Annotated in this window: 12 protein-coding genes; 5 read left to right on the top strand and 7 right to left on the bottom strand. The window is 57.2% G+C overall.

Annotated elements, in window-relative coordinates; translation table 11 throughout:
* Window positions 1-101 precede the first annotated feature (101 nt).
* A complete protein-coding gene (locus tag ACR0MS_RS06335; RefSeq protein ID WP_480570735.1) occupies window positions 102-2393 on the top strand; it encodes an ATP-binding protein in 2292 nt (763 codons plus the stop codon).
* A gap of 5 nt (window positions 2394-2398) precedes the next feature.
* Here ACR0MS_RS06335 and ACR0MS_RS06340 read toward each other — a convergent pair whose 3' ends face one another.
* Window positions 2399-2992: a gamma-glutamyl kinase gene (locus ACR0MS_RS06340; protein WP_480570738.1), complete on the bottom strand. Its 594-nt coding sequence runs from the start codon at window positions 2990-2992 to the stop codon at window positions 2399-2401.
* Between the two features lie 192 nt (window positions 2993-3184).
* Here ACR0MS_RS06340 and recA point away from each other — a divergent pair, with 192 nt between their 5' ends.
* The 4 genes from recA to ACR0MS_RS06360 all read left to right on the top strand — a co-directional run bounded on the left by recA (window position 3185) and on the right by ACR0MS_RS06360 (window position 8338).
* Entirely contained in the window at window positions 3185-4252 is a 1068-nt protein-coding gene (gene recA, locus ACR0MS_RS06345) for a recombinase RecA (RefSeq protein WP_480570741.1), read from the top strand.
* Between the two features lie 136 nt (window positions 4253-4388).
* Complete coding sequence (alaS, locus tag ACR0MS_RS06350; RefSeq protein WP_480570744.1) at window positions 4389-7058, top strand: alanine--tRNA ligase; 2670 nt, start codon at window positions 4389-4391, stop codon at window positions 7056-7058.
* 1 nt (window position 7059) lies between these two features.
* Window positions 7060-7347, top strand: a complete 288-nt coding sequence (locus ACR0MS_RS06355) for a DUF1330 domain-containing protein (protein ID WP_480570747.1) — start codon at window positions 7060-7062, stop codon at window positions 7345-7347.
* A gap of 367 nt (window positions 7348-7714) precedes the next feature.
* Window positions 7715-8338 (top strand): transglutaminase-like cysteine peptidase, encoded by a 624-nt coding sequence (locus tag ACR0MS_RS06360; RefSeq protein ID WP_480570750.1) that lies wholly within the window; start codon window positions 7715-7717, stop codon window positions 8336-8338.
* Window positions 8339-8453: 115 nt separating this feature from the next.
* On the opposite strand, the gene ACR0MS_RS06365 is transcribed toward ACR0MS_RS06360, so the two are convergent.
* The 6 genes from ACR0MS_RS06365 to ACR0MS_RS06390 all read right to left on the bottom strand — a co-directional run bounded on the left by ACR0MS_RS06365 (window position 8454) and on the right by ACR0MS_RS06390 (window position 14468).
* Complete coding sequence (locus ACR0MS_RS06365) at window positions 8454-9377, bottom strand: hypothetical protein (protein ID WP_480570753.1); 924 nt, start codon at window positions 9375-9377, stop codon at window positions 8454-8456.
* Between the two features lie 434 nt (window positions 9378-9811).
* A complete protein-coding gene (gene typA / locus ACR0MS_RS06370) occupies window positions 9812-11629 on the bottom strand; it encodes a translational GTPase TypA (RefSeq protein ID WP_480570756.1) in 1818 nt (605 codons plus the stop codon).
* A gap of 74 nt (window positions 11630-11703) precedes the next feature.
* On the bottom strand, window positions 11704-12039 hold the full coding sequence (locus ACR0MS_RS06375; RefSeq protein WP_480570759.1) for a DMT family transporter: 336 nt from the start codon (window positions 12037-12039) through the stop codon (window positions 11704-11706).
* A gap of 376 nt (window positions 12040-12415) precedes the next feature.
* Entirely contained in the window at window positions 12416-13573 is a 1158-nt protein-coding gene (locus ACR0MS_RS06380) for an HD domain-containing protein (protein ID WP_480570762.1), read from the bottom strand.
* On the bottom strand, window positions 13570-13815 hold the full coding sequence (locus ACR0MS_RS06385; RefSeq protein WP_480570765.1) for a hypothetical protein: 246 nt from the start codon (window positions 13813-13815) through the stop codon (window positions 13570-13572). The genes ACR0MS_RS06380 and ACR0MS_RS06385 overlap by 4 nt, the downstream gene beginning before the upstream one ends.
* A complete protein-coding gene (locus ACR0MS_RS06390) occupies window positions 13815-14468 on the bottom strand; it encodes an alpha/beta hydrolase (protein ID WP_480570768.1) in 654 nt (217 codons plus the stop codon). The genes ACR0MS_RS06385 and ACR0MS_RS06390 overlap by 1 nt, the downstream gene beginning before the upstream one ends.
* Window positions 14469-14479 lie beyond the last annotated feature (11 nt).

Consider the following 14479-nt stretch of genomic DNA (forward strand, 5'->3'; position numbering starts at 1 on the left):
TTGACGCACTAAACAACTTGGGGTAGAATGTGGCGAGAAAATTAATAGGGTGTTAATCAATTTGGTCTGATCTTCAAAAAGTCCTTTGATCCGAGTTATTAATGCCTGAAACCGCATCTTTTTTCTCTGAACAGCCTCTCCGGAAATCCTCCGCAAACGCGCGCCTTGCCTCTTTGGTCGTGCTGGGGGCAGTTCTTAGCCTTTCGCCCTTTGCAAAAGACCTTCCGCAAGCTGTGGCGACTGGATTGCTGGTCGCAGGCGTTTCATTTTTGGCGGCCGCATTTCTGGTCGTACTCAGGGGGCAACTTGCAGAGCAATCCCTGCGGCAGGCCATCAAGATCATGGCTTCTTTCGCAGAACAGGACATGTTTCCCTGCGTGGTTGCGGATTCCGAAGGTTATGTGCGCCACGCGAATTCTCGGGCTTCGGCCCGGTTCCACGCGTTTCCAGGGGTCAGACTGGACAGTTCGCTCAAGTCAGTGTTTGCCAACCCGTCTGCGGTTTTGCTTCGTCTGCAAGCTTTGGCGGAAATTCATGGAAAGGCACGCGAAGACGTCGTCACCGTGGGATCAACGGTACCGGTCTCGGTTTTTGGTGTCGGGCATGGCCTATATTGCTGGCGGTTCAAAATGGACGAGCAGGGACAGTGGGACGATGCCGAAGTTCCTGTCCTGACGCAGGGAAGAAATGGCACGCTCCTGCGCGTCAACGGTGCCGCCGAAAGCCTGCTGGGGTACAGGCCCGAGACAATCCAGCAAGTCTTTGCGACGGAATTCCCAACGCCCGGAGAAATCGTTCGGGCCGAAGCTGCTGATACTGCGATCCCTGTGACAGTTTGCGAACTTTCGCGCTCGGGATCGGTCAGGGATACACTTGTTCTTCCGGTGAACATGTCGGTCGACCCGGCGCCTGAAGCGCCGTTTGACGATTTGCCAGTCCCCCTTATGTGCCTTTCCCTTGATGGGCAGATAAAGGAAGTCAACCGACTGGCGGTCAAACTGGTCGGGGATATCTGCCCAGGTGAAACGAATGTGGCGGAGATCATGCAGGGGTTGGGTTATCCGATCCACGAGTGGCTGACACGCTCTGCGGCCGATGATGCAGTACCGCGCTCAGAATTTCTCAGACTAAGCAGGAAGGACAAGGAAGTTTTTGTTCAGGTCACTCTGAGCAAGGTCGTCAACAGGGGTGAAGTTTGCCTGATCGCCGTGTTGAACGACGCGACCGAACTCAAGACACTGGAAGCTCAATTTGTGCAGGGGCAAAAGATGCAGGCCGTGGGGCAACTAGCGGGCGGCGTTGCGCATGATTTTAACAATCTGCTTACAGCGATCTCTGGGCATTGCGACCTGTTGCTGCTCAGGCATGATCAGAATGATCCCAACTACGGAGATCTGGTTCAGATCAATCAGAATGCCAACCGCGCGGCCGCGCTGGTAAGTCAGTTGCTGGCATTTTCGCGCAAACAAACCCTTCAGCCCGAAGTGCTGGACCTGCGGGACACAATTTCTGACCTCATCCATCTGTTGAATCGACTGGTCGGAGAGAAGATCCGCCTGATCCTCAGCCATGATCCGGTTCTCAAACCTGTGCGTGCGGATAAGCGCCAGTTGGAACAGGTTCTCATGAACCTGGTCGTCAATGCGCGAGATGCTATGCCAGAAGGGGGGGACGTGCGCATTGAAACAGAGGTCGTCCGTCTGACGGAACCGCTGCGCCGGGACCGCGCGACGGTTCAACCCGGCGAGTATGTCACCGTAAAGGTCATTGATAGTGGCATCGGGATCGCCTCGGATAAGCTGCAAAAAGTGTTTGAGCCTTTCTACACGACCAAGCGCACCGGCGAAGGCACCGGGCTGGGCTTGTCGACTGTGTACGGGATCGTAAAGCAGACCGGGGGTTTCATTTTTGTGGACAGTCTGGTTGGACGCGGAACAGAGTTCACGGTGTTCCTCCCTGTCTCTGGCCCGCCGGAAAGGGCTAAGGTCGAAGAAGCCGCCTTGCCTGATGCTCAGTCCGCGCGCCCGGGTGAGGGCGTAGTTCTCTTGGTCGAAGATGAAGCACCTGTCCGGGCCTTCGCCAACCGTGCCCTGAGGTTGAAAGGGTATACGGTGCTTGAGGCGGATTGCGCCGAAGAAGCTCTGCGGCTGCTCGAAGACAGTTCATTGAATGTGGATGTCTTTGTCACCGATGTTGTTATGCCCGGCATGGACGGCCCGACCTGGGTTCGTAAAGCAATGAATGATCGTCCCGACGTCAGGGTGATTTTCATGTCAGGCTATACCGAAGGTGCATTTGGAAATTCAGATCCGGAAATCGCCAACTCGACCTTCCTGCCCAAACCTTTTTCGCTGAACCAACTCACCGAAGCGGTGTTTCAACAGATCAACTGAAACGGTCAGAGCGCGGCGTCATGGCACGCGAATTCGGCCGCATGTAACTGACGAAATGTCTTTTCGGTCTCCGCGCTCAGTCTCAAATCGCGTTTTGGCGAGACGTTCTCTTGGGTCAAAGATATTTCAGTGTCCAGGCGGTTTTGCAGAAAATCCAGTATTTTGTCCTGATTTTCGTATTTGAAAACGTGACTTGCGCCAACACCGTTGTTCCGTGTGAGAAAGAACTGGCTCTGACTGCCGACATCCGCGAAGTCCGGGCGAGGGGTCTGCATGTAAGCTTGAACAAAGTCATCGAAGCTCAGGTCGTGCGTGGAATGCGGGTGACCAACACGTTCGTCACGGCCACGAAACTTGTACCAACTGCCAAGCCAGTCGATCGGTTCACGGACGACGGCCATGATTTCCATCTCGGTATCGTACATTTTCCGAAAGATGTTCTGAAAAAAACGATCATAGCGTCGGACCGGCGCATGTTTCAGGTCCGGGGGGCCGGTGACCACAAAATCAGCACGATCCTGCAAGGCCTTGTGATAGGCGGTGGTGCCGGTCTTGGGAACAGCCAGAAACGCGAGGCGTTCTTTATAGAAAACAAGCAATTATCAGGTCCTTGGCCAAATAACTTTCGGGGGCAGAGTGTCGTAAACGACTCTTTAACACAATTGCTGAACAGTAATTTCTGTAAGTTTTTATTGAAATGTTCTCTTTTTGGTCCCATAAGGAACAAGAGGCGAACAAAGCAGCGATTGCCGCCCGTTCAAGGGTGTGACAAAAGGGAAGGCGACAGGACAATGGCGGATCTTCTGACGATGAGCGACAAGAAAAACGCAGACAAGCAAAAGGCGCTCGACAGCGCGCTGGCCCAGATTGAACGGCAGTTCGGCAAGGGCTCGATCATGAAGCTGGGCGAGGATGCCAAGCAGGATATCGACGCAAGCTCGACCGGCTCGCTGGGTCTGGATATCGCGTTGGGGATCGGCGGCTTGCCGATGGGTCGGATTGTTGAGATTTACGGGCCAGAAAGCTCGGGCAAGACGACGCTGACGCTGCATTGTATTGCAGAACAGCAGAAACGTGGCGGTGTCTGCGCGTTTGTCGATGCGGAGCATGCGCTGGACCCGCAATACGCCCGCAAGCTGGGTGTTGATCTGGACGAACTGCTGATCTCGCAGCCCGATACCGGCGAACAGGCGTTGGAGATTACCGATACGCTGGTGCGGTCGGGTGCGGTGAACATGGTCGTGGTCGACTCGGTGGCGGCGCTGACGCCGAAATCCGAACTGGAAGGCGATATGGGCGACAGCAATGTCGGCGTACAGGCGCGACTGATGAGCCAGGCGATGCGTAAGCTGACCGGCTCGATCAGTCGCAGCAACTGCATGGTGATCTTCATCAACCAGATCAGGATGAAAATCGGCGTGATGTTTGGCAGCCCGGAAACCACCACAGGGGGCAACGCGCTGAAATTCTACAGCTCGGTCCGTCTGGATATCCGCCGTATCGGTGCGATCAAGGACCGGGACGAAGTGGTCGGCAACCAGACCCGCGTTAAGGTCGTCAAGAACAAGGTGGCGCCGCCCTTCAAGCAGGTGGAATTCGACATCATGTATGGCGAAGGCATCAGCAAAATGGGCGAACTGCTGGATCTGGGGGTCAAGGCTGGCGTGGTTGAGAAATCGGGGTCGTGGTTCAGCTATGGCGATGAGCGGATCGGGCAGGGACGTGAGAATGCCAAGCAATACCTGCGAGACAACAGCCGGGTCGCGCTTGAGATCGAGGATAAAACCCGGGCCGCGCACGGGCTGGATTTTGATATGCCCCCCGGCGCGGCCGAGGATGACGATATCCTCGAAGCCTGATCCGATCCTTATATCTGACAGATGGGCGGTCCTTCGGGGCCGCCTTGTTTCGTTTGGGCCTCCTATCCTGTGGACTATCCCATGGGACGGGGATAAACCCATCTGGAACAAGATGATTGCGCGCTGAGAGAGCCTTATGCCCACGCTGAACGATATCCGATCGACCTTTCTGAACTACTTTGCCAAACAAGGGCACGAAGTGGTGGCGTCCAGCCCTTTGGTGCCCCGCAATGACCCGACGCTGATGTTCGTGAATTCGGGCATGGTGCAGTTCAAGAACCTGTTTACCGGCGTTGAAACCCGCGACTATCAGCGCGCGACAACGGCGCAGAAATGTGTGCGTGCGGGTGGCAAGCATAACGATCTGGACAATGTGGGTTACACCGCGCGCCACCATACATTCTTTGAGATGCTGGGGAATTTCTCGTTTGGGGATTACTTCAAGCATGACGCCATCCCCTTCGCGTGGGAACTGATCACCAAGGAATTCGGCATCGACAAGAACCGCCTGCTGACCACGGTATATCATACCGATGATGAGGCGTTTGAGATCTGGAAGAAGGTCGGCGTGCCCGAGGACCGGATCATCCGCATCGCGACAAGTGACAATTTCTGGCAGATGGGCCCGACAGGGCCGTGTGGTCCGTGCACCGAGATTTTCTATGATCATGGCGATCACATCTGGGGTGGCCCTCCGGGTTCGGCCGAGGAAGACGGCGACCGGTTCATCGAAATCTGGAACATCGTTTTCATGCAGAACGAGCAGTTCGAGGACGGCTCGATGGTGGAGCTGGACATGCAGTCCATCGACACCGGCATGGGACTGGAGCGGATCGGCGCGCTGCTGCAGGGCAGCCATGACAACTATGACACCGACCTGTTCAAAACGCTGATCGAGGCATCGGCCGATGCCACCGGCGTTGATCCTTATGGTGATCAGAACGTGCATCACCGCGTGATTGCGGACCATCTGCGCTCGACCTCGTTCCTGATTGCGGATGGTGTGATGCCCAGCAATGACGGCCGCGGCTATGTTCTACGCAGGATCATGCGCCGTGCCATGCGCCATGCGCATCTGCTGGGCGCGAAAGACCCGGTGATGCATCGCCTTGTGCCCTCGCTGGTGCAACTGATGGGCGCGCAATATACAGAACTGGGGCAGGCGCAGGCGCTGATCGAAGAAACACTGCTGCTGGAGGAAACCCGGTTCAAGCAGACCCTCGATCGTGGCCTGAAGCTGCTGGATGATGAGGTTGCGGGACTGCCCGAGGGTGAGGCTCTGCCCGGTGATGCGGCGTTCAAGCTCTATGACACCTACGGCTTCCCGCTGGACCTGACGCAGGATGCGCTGCGTGAAAAGGGCCGGACCGTGGATACCGACGGGTTTGATGCAGCCATGGCCGAACAAAAGGCCAAGGCGCGTGCGGCGTGGGCCGGTTCGGGTGAAGCGGCGGATCAAGCCGTTTGGTTTGACGTGCTGGACATCGCCGGGGCCACGGATTTCCTTGGCTATGACACCGAAAAGGCCGAAGGGCAGGTGGCGGCTCTGGTCGTGGATGGGGCGCTGGTTGACTCCATCGAACAGGGCGGCACCGGTTGGGTCATCGTGAACCAAACCCCGTTCTATGGTGAGGCCGGTGGTCAGGTTGGCGATACCGGCGAAATCCGGCGGCTTGAGAATATGCAGGACGTGGCCAAGGTCGAAGACACCCGCAAATTTGCCGAAGGCAAAGTCTATGCGCATAGGGTGACGGTCAGCCAGGGCACACTGTCCAAAGGTGACGGCGTTGAGCTTGAGGTTGACCACACCCGCCGCAGCGCAATCAGGGCCAACCACTCGGCCACGCACCTGTTGCACGAGGCGCTGCGCGAAACGCTGGGCGATCACGTGGCGCAGCGGGGTTCGTTGAACGCGGCGGATCGGCTGCGGTTCGATTTCAGCCACTCCAAAGCACTGAGCGCCGAGGAACTGCAAAAGGTTGAACGTGAAGTGAACGCGTTCATCCGCCAGAACTCCTCGGTCGAGACGCGGATAATGACGCCCGACGACGCGCGCGGTCTGGGCGCGCAGGCGCTGTTTGGTGAAAAATACGGCGACGAGGTGCGGGTCGTGTCGATGGGCAAAGCGCCCACCGGCAAGGGTCAGGATGGCGAGACGTGGTCGATCGAGCTGTGTGGTGGCACCCATGTGCGTCAGACCGGGGATATCGGTACGTTCGTCGTGCTGGGTGACAGCGCCAGCAGCGCTGGTGTGCGTCGGATTGAGGCCCTGACCGGGGATGAGGCGTTCCGCCACCTGTCGGCACAGGATCAGCGGTTAGGCCAGATTGCGTCCGAGTTGAAGGCGCAGCCCGATGATGTGGTGGGCCGCGTGAAGTCGCTGTTGGATGAACGCAAGGCCTTGCAGAACGAGGTCGCGCAGTTGCGCCGTGATTTGGCGATGGCTGGTGGCTCGGGGCAGGGTGGTGCCGAGGCTCGGGACGTGAACGGCGTGCCGTTCCTTGCGCAAGCCCTGACGGGTGTGTCCGGCAAGGACCTTCCCGCCCTGATCGACGAACACAAAAGCCGTCTGGGTTCGGGCGCTGTACTGCTGATCGCGGATGCAGGCGGCAAGGCGGCAGTTGCGGCCGGTGTGACGCAGGACCTGATCGAAAAGGTTTCTGCGGTCGATCTGGTCCGTGCCGCTGTCGCCGAACTGGGCGGCAAGGGCGGCGGTGGCCGTCCTGATATGGCGCAAGGCGGCGGCAAGGACGCTTCGAATTCTGATGCGGCGATCAAAGCCGCAGAAAATGTACTGGGAGGATAAAATGGCAGCCCTTTGGATCGCGCATGTGACGGTGACCGACGCCGAAGCCTACGGAAAATATGCTGAGTTAGCTGGTCCTGCGATCGCTAAGCATGGCGGAGAATTTATCGCGCGCGCAGCGCGGTATGTGCAGCTTGAAGGTAAAGAACGGCCGCGCAACGTGGTGGCCCGCTTTCCCTCCGTAGATGCCGCGGTCGACTGCTACAATTCGCCCGAGTATCAAGAGGCCCTGGACCACGCGCGCGGCGCAAGTGAACGGGAACTGGTGGTCGTGGAAATCACCGAGTAGAATCAGGTTTTATGGCCGCCGGACTAAAAGCTGTCCGGCGGCCTTTTTTTTGCGCGGATTTCAGCCAATACGCCTAGTCCCAATTGTGGCCGTCTTCAGCCTCATTGGAATGTTTAAATAATATATTATTCACAATGGCTTGCAGCGTTTACTTGACGGCTGCCTGCGCCGTGTGCGCCATAATTGTGGCTGACTGAGCGCAATTCTTGCCCCAAATGGTCAAATTGAGTCACGAAATTCCGCCTCTTTTCCTTCGCACGGTCACGTCAGATTGCGCAGGCGGTTCCGTTTACCGATAGTTTCCGAACTGGGGATACGGTCCGGTTTGTCTGCAATCGCTTGTAGACATAAGGATCGAGGGACAGGCATGAATTCTGTTGGCATCGAAAGCAGAGCAGCTGTTAAAAGGTCGGCCTTGTCGCTAGGGCGGGCCGTGGGAATATCCGCTTTGGCATGCGCCGCCATGTTTGGTGGCTCGAATGTGCAGGCAAGTGAGGGAAGTTTCATCCGTGCGGTGGCAGCGTCGCCCCCGCCGTCGGGCGCACGTCAGTTGTGCAGGCAATATTCATGGGCGTGTTCAAGCAAGTCGTCCCTTGCACTGTCGACCCAGCAGGAATTGCAGATCGTCCACCGGGTCAACCGCCAAGTCAACGCAACAACCCGAGAAGTCACGGACCAGTCGCAGTACAGAACGGTCGAGCGGTGGGCATTGCCCACAACGCGCGGCGGCGATTGCGAGGATTTTGCTTTGCTCAAGAAGCGGGATTTGATCCGAGCGGGTATTGATCCAAGCAAACTTTTGATCGCGACCGTATTGGATACACGGCGACGCGCGCATGCGGTTTTGGTGTATCGCTCTGCGGGCGGAGACTTGATTCTGGACAATCTGACCAACCGCATTAAGCCTTGGTCTTCAACGCGTTATCTATTCCTCAGAATGCAAGACCCTAAACAACCGAGCAATTGGGTTGGTGTATACAGAAGAAGCTAAATCCAACCTCGAACTCGAATTGGATTGAAGTGAATCGAAAGTAATAAGGGCGGCACCAAGGCCGCCCTTTTTATTTCATATCGTGGCAGGAAGCTCCGGCCAGACTGTTATTGCGTCAGTCGAAAACACCACCGCGGCCCGGCCCGCGTGAGTTGCCCCCGCCGCCGTTGCCATTGCTCCCGCCTTGGCCGTTCCCGCCGAAAATATCGACGTTGTTGTTTCCGCCTTGGCCGCGACCGTTGTTGTTGCTTCCGTTATTACTTCCACCATTTCCACCACCGCCGGTGCCGCCGGGGTTATCGGTGCCATTTGGATTGTTGGTTTGGCCGCCGGGGTTGGTGCCGTCGTCATGGCCAGAGCGGTTGGTGCCGCCATTTCCGGATCCAGTGTCGTCACCGCCGTCATCACCGCCGCCGTTGTCGCCGCCGTTTCCGTCGCCGTTGTCGTCACCGCCGCCGTTGTCGCCGCCGTTTCCGTCGCCGTTGTCGTCACCGCCGCCGTTGTCGCCGCCGTTTCCGTCACCGTTGTCGTCACCGCCGCCGTTGTCGCCGCCGTTTCCGTCACCGTTGTCGTCACCGCCGTTGTTGTCGCCGCCGTTTCCGTCGCCGTTGTCGTCACCGCCGTTGTTGTCGTCGCCGTTTCCGTTGCCGTCATCGCCGCCGTTGTCGCCGCCGTCGCCGTTTCCGTTGCCGTTATCGCCGCCGTTTCCGTTGCCGTTATCGCCGCCGTCATCGTTGCCGTTGCCGCCGCCGTTGCCGTCATCGCCGCCGTCGTCGTTGTTGTCGCCGCCAGGATTGCCGCCACCAGGCGCGCCGCCCGTCGGTGAAACACCTGATCCACCACCAGAACCGCCGCCACCCGAATTGTTGGAAGCAGTTTGAACATTCGGATCATTCGCGTCCCCGTCGCCGGAACGCTGCGAGGAGCCAAGGGCAGCCGTCGGGATGTCGGTCAGAATTGACGCGAATGCGGGGCAGGCTTCTAAGGTGCGCGCAAGAATGTCTTCAAAATCTGGCCTGCGTTGAATGTAACGCAGCATTCTGGCGTCGACGGCCTGGCAACTACAAAGTGTTTCGGTTGAAACAGACTGCCGTGCGGTTTTCACCGTGCACATTTCATTGGCTTGAGCGGCTCCGGCAGAAACAAAGGGAAATGTTGCTGATACAAAGACCACAGATAACAAACGGGATTTTACGCGCATAGCGTCACTCCTTCGAACTCTTTAACACGTCACTACTTGACACAGTGATGCCACAGTTTGACCACAAATACATCCATCCTTCGCCATATTTTCAAGAAGTGCGGGTAAAACAAAAGTTAAAAAGAATCTCCTTTAAGTAGAAAGTCGTTTCTAAACAAAGAAAAAGCCCACTGGGTGGGTGGGCTTCCAGTGTATGATTGTCCCTAAACGGGGATCAAAAATACAACACTGTTATCATTGTTTTTCGGATGTGAAGTAATTCACTGAAAACCTTAGGCAGATTTGGCCATTCGTTTACGTTCATGTGGATCAAGATATCGCTTGCGCAACCTGATTGCGTTTGGCGTAACCTCGACCAGTTCATCATCGTCGATATAGGCAATCGCCTCTTCCAGCGAGAATTGAATGTGCGGTGTCAGTCGTACCGCGTCGTCAGAGCCGCTGGCGCGCACGTTGGTCAGCTTTTTGCCCTTCAGCGGGTTCACTTCCAGATCGTTGTCACGGGAATGCTCACCAATGACCATGCCTTGATAGACATCAGTTTGCGGGGCCACGAACATGCGACCACGCTCTTCGAGGTTCCAAAGGGCATAGGCCACCGCCTGACCATTCTCCATCGAGATCAGAACGCCTGCACGACGACCCGGAATTGGCCCTTTATGCGCGGCCCAACCGTGGAAGACGCGGTTCAGAACGCCTGTTCCGCGTGTATCGGTCAGGAATTCGCCGTGATAGCCAATCAGACCCCGCGACGGCACATGCGCGATGATGCGGGTTTTACCAGCACCTGCGGGGCGCATTTCAGCCAACTCACCCTTACGCGCGCCGGTGATTTTTTCGATCACTGCGCCCGAGAATTCGTCGTCGACGTCAATGGTGACCTCTTCGATGGGTTCCATGCGCTGGCCGTCTTCCTCGCGGAACAGAACCTGCGGGCGCGAGATGCTGAGTTCGAACCCTTCGCGGCGCATGTTTTCGATCAGAACGCCCATCTGCAATTCGCCACGGCCTGCGACCTCAAAGGCTTCACCGCCGGGGGTGTCGGTGATGCGGATGGCGACGTTCGATTCGGCCTCTTTCATCAGGCGGTCACGGATGACGCGGGACTGGACCTTTTTGCCGTCGCGACCGGCCAGAGGCGAGTCGTTGATGCCGAAGGTCACGGTGATGGTCGGCGGGTCGATAGGCTGTGCGGGCAGGGCCTCTTCGACCTGCGGGGAAACCAGCGAATCCGCCACGGTCGCTTTGCTCATGCCTGCGATGGTGACGATATCACCGGCTTCGGCCACGTCGATGGGCTGTTGCGCCAAGCCACGGAACGCGAGGATTTTCGAGGCCCGGAAGTTTTCGACTAACGTACCGTCGCGCGACAATGCCTTGAGGCTGTCGCCCGCTTTCAATGTGCCGCTTTCCACGCGACCGGTCAGAATACGGCCGATGAATGGGTCGCTGCCCAGTGTGGTGGCCAGCATACGGAAGGGCTCGTCTTTCTTATCTGCCTGTTTGGGCGCGGGGACGTGATCGACAATCAGGTCGAACAGGGCGGTCAGGTCCTTACGCGGACCGTCCAGCTCCATATCTGCCCAACCGGACCGACCAGACGCATACATAGCAGGGAAATCCAACTGGTCGTCGTCAGCTCCGAGGTTGGCGAACAGATCGAAACACTCGTCCAGCGCGCGGTCAGGCTCGGCGTCGGGCTTGTCGACCTTGTTCAAAACAACGATGGGGCGCAGGCCCAGTGCCAATGCCTTGGAGGTCACGAACTTGGTCTGCGGCATCGGGCCTTCGGCGGCGTCAACCAGCAGGACAACACCGTCCACCATGCTGAGAATCCGCTCGACCTCGCCCCCGAAGTCGGCGTGGCCGGGGGTGTCGACGATGTTGATCCGCGTGCCTTTCCACTCGACCGAAGTCGCTTTGGCAAGGATGGTGATCCCGCGCTCGCGTTCAAGATCGTTGCTGTCCATGGCGCGTTCGGCGACGGCCTGATTTTCCCGGAACGCGCCGGATTGTTTGAGCAGCTCATCCACCAGGGTCGTCTTGCCGTGGTCCACGTGAGCGATGATTGCGATATTGCGCAGGTCCATGAGGTCAGCCTTTGAACGGGAAGTTGCCGCGCGCATAACCCGGTTTGACCAAATAGACCAGCCCTAACCGGCGGTCAGTGGCCTGCGGTCTTGGAAAACAGGTGTATGATCAGGATTCCGGCCAGGATCATGGTCAGGCCAAGAACGGCGGGCCAGTCCAGTCTTTGCCCAAAGACGATGAACCCGATGATCGCGATCAGAAAGATGCCAAGGCCGGACCAGATCGCATAGACGATTCCAACGGGCATATATTTCAGCGTCAGACCCAGCAGATAGAAGGCGATGCCGTAAGACACAACGACAAGCACTGATGGCCAGAATCGGCTGAATTGCTGGCTGGCTTGCAGGGATGTTGTTCCGACGGTTTCAGCAATAACAGCCAGAAGAAGGATCAAATAGGCTTTGGGCACGGCAGGTCTCGATTTGATTGAACCAAGATTTGTTGAGCACGGTTTTTCAGATCACTGCAAGACATTTCTGGAAGGCCACGTGCTTCGACCGGTAGATCGTTACATGCGTCGTCAAAGGTCCGGATTACCTTACTGTTTAGACACGCAAAATTATGGCATCTGGACCGGGTTGAGCGGTATTTTTTTGCGAGTAATTTTATGACGAAATTTGCAATTTCCGTCATTGCTGTATCGGCTTTGATTGTGACGCTGGGGTGGCTGACTGACGGGGGGTCCGTCGATGATAGTGTGGCCAAAAATGTTGAACGGTTAGGTGGTACTCAGGTCTAAGCGTCCGCCGGTTGCGGGAAAAGGGGTGGCATAGCCCCTTTTCTCATTACTCGACCGGGGTCTCGGAAAAATACGTCTCCAATTGAGGTCGCAGCCATGACCACAGTTTTGGGGCGCCCCGGGAAATAGGTTTGCCAACACGCGTTTCGATTTGGGTAAAGGTCACGTTATAGTCCACCCATGAGCCGCCACCGGTCTCCAGATTTCCAATTGGTGTCTGAAACCGGTCAATTGCCTTGGCAAAGCGCGCATCAGGCGTCTCAGCGGCTTCGAATTCCTGCCAAAGCGCATAATACATCTGGTTCTGGTCCGTGGGCAGCAATCCGAACAACCGGATCGCCGCAGCCTGTTCCTCGGCTTCTTGTGCGGCATGGTCTACCTGGCCGTGAATCGGGTGATCTCCGGCATCTATTTCGACGATGTCATGCAGCAGAAGCATTTTGAGGACGCGGTGGATTGACACATTCGGGTCGGCATACTCGGACAACACCCACGCAAACAGCATGATATGCCATGAGTGCTCGGCAGAGTTTTCGAACCGCGCGCCGGACAACAGTCGAGACGCCCGAGACACGGATTTAAGTTGGTCAGATTCGGCCAGGAAAGGAAGACGTCTTGCAAACGGCGTGTCTTGGCCCCCCGTGTTTTCCAGCATTGCACGGGCAAGCCGGAACGCATCGGGGAAGTCTGTTTCCAGATACGCCGCACGTCCGCCGTTCAGGTTATCGCGGACGACGTCGATATGGTCTGGGCGCGGATCAGGCGCGCACAGCACCTGAAACATAGGTTGGCACCGATCCAGGATCTTGGCGAACCGGGCGTCTGCGGATGTGTCCGCCTCGAACTCCTGCCATAGCGACAGGAACGCCTGCGATTGATCGTCGGGGAGCATCCCGAACAACTCAGCCGCTGCCGCCTGTTCCGCCCGTTCAACGGCCTGCCAGTCCGTCTCAAGGTGGATCGGATGATCGCCGACTATGATCTCGACCAGATCATGAAGCAGGAGCATGCGAATGACGCGGTCGATATCGACGTCATCACCGGCCAAAGGCTGCATGACCAAAGCCCAAAGAGCCAGTTGCCAGCTATGTTCGGCCGCATTTTCGGGTCGGGACTGATCCAACACTGCGTTGGCGCGATCTACCGATTTCAGTTTGTCCGCGCGTTTTAGAAACTCAACTTGCGCGGACAGCCTCTCAGTCATTGTTTTTCAATCGCTTTTATTTTCTTGCGGTGTTCCGACAAGCGTTTGATGACGAATTGGCGCGCTTTGCGTTCTGCCAGCCGCACCCGGACTTCTGTCAAGAACGCTTCTTCCAATGTCTGAGAGGACGCCCCCAACAACTCACCGACTTCGACAAAGAAACGGTCATCGCCGGTTTCGTCCATGACTTTCAACGTGTCCTCGGCCAGTTTCGCCGCAAGGGAGTTGAGAGAGTCTGACATCAGCGCGTGGTCTCGGTCAGTCGGCGTTTCACATAATCACTGACATCGGTGATCAGGGTGTCCATGTGGCGATCCTGGAAAAAGTGGTCGGCGCCCTCAACCTCATTATGGGTGATGGTGATGCCTTTTTGCTCGTGCAGCTTATTGACCAGCGTTGTCGTATCCGCAGGTGGTGCGACGCGGTCTGCCGAACCGTTGATGATCAGGCCGGACGAGGGGCAGGGGGCCAGGAACGAAAAGTCATACATATTGGCCGGGGGGGATACGCTGATGAAGCCGGTGATTTCGGGGCGGCGCATCAGCAGTTGCATGCCGATCCACGCACCGAACGAGAACCCGGCCACCCAGCAGTGTTTCGAGTTGTTGTTCATCGACTGCAGGTAATCCAGCGCCGAAGCTGCATCGCTCAGCTCGCCGACGCCCTGATCGTATTCGCCCTGACTGCGGCCCACGCCACGGAAATTGAACCGCAGAACGGTGAAGCCCATGTTGTAGAACGCATAGTGAAGATTATAGACCACCTTGTTGTTCATGGTCCCGCCGAATTGGGGATGCGGGTGCAGCACGATGGCGATCGGTGCGTCTTTTTCCTTTTGCGGGTGGTAACGGCCTTCCAAGCGGCCTTCTGGTCCGGGAAAAATCACCTCGGGCATGTGTGCGTCGG

The organism is Ruegeria sp. CJ2, assembly GCF_056536745.1.

What these genes read in the sequence shown, in the direction of transcription:
- ACR0MS_RS06335 (WP_480570735.1), top strand. Translation starts at nt 102, where the DNA reads ATGCCTGAAACCGCATCTTTTTTCTCTGAACAGCCTCTCCGGAAATCC.
- recA (WP_480570741.1), top strand. Translation starts at nt 3,185, where the DNA reads ATGGCGGATCTTCTGACGATGAGCGACAAGAAAAACGCAGACAAGCAA.
- alaS (WP_480570744.1), top strand. Translation starts at nt 4,389, where the DNA reads ATGCCCACGCTGAACGATATCCGATCGACCTTTCTGAACTACTTTGCC.
- ACR0MS_RS06355 (WP_480570747.1), top strand. Translation starts at nt 7,060, where the DNA reads ATGGCAGCCCTTTGGATCGCGCATGTGACGGTGACCGACGCCGAAGCC.
- ACR0MS_RS06360 (WP_480570750.1), top strand. Translation starts at nt 7,715, where the DNA reads ATGAATTCTGTTGGCATCGAAAGCAGAGCAGCTGTTAAAAGGTCGGCC.
- ACR0MS_RS06365 (WP_480570753.1), bottom strand. Translation starts at nt 9,377, where the DNA reads ATGCTGCGTTACATTCAACGCAGGCCAGATTTTGAAGACATTCTTGCG.
- typA (WP_480570756.1), bottom strand. Translation starts at nt 11,629, where the DNA reads ATGGACCTGCGCAATATCGCAATCATCGCTCACGTGGACCACGGCAAG.
- ACR0MS_RS06380 (WP_480570762.1), bottom strand. Translation starts at nt 13,573, where the DNA reads ATGACTGAGAGGCTGTCCGCGCAAGTTGAGTTTCTAAAACGCGCGGAC.
- ACR0MS_RS06385 (WP_480570765.1), bottom strand. Translation starts at nt 13,815, where the DNA reads ATGTCAGACTCTCTCAACTCCCTTGCGGCGAAACTGGCCGAGGACACG.
- ACR0MS_RS06390 (WP_480570768.1), bottom strand. Translation starts at nt 14,468, where the DNA reads ATGCCCGAGGTGATTTTTCCCGGACCAGAAGGCCGCTTGGAAGGCCGT.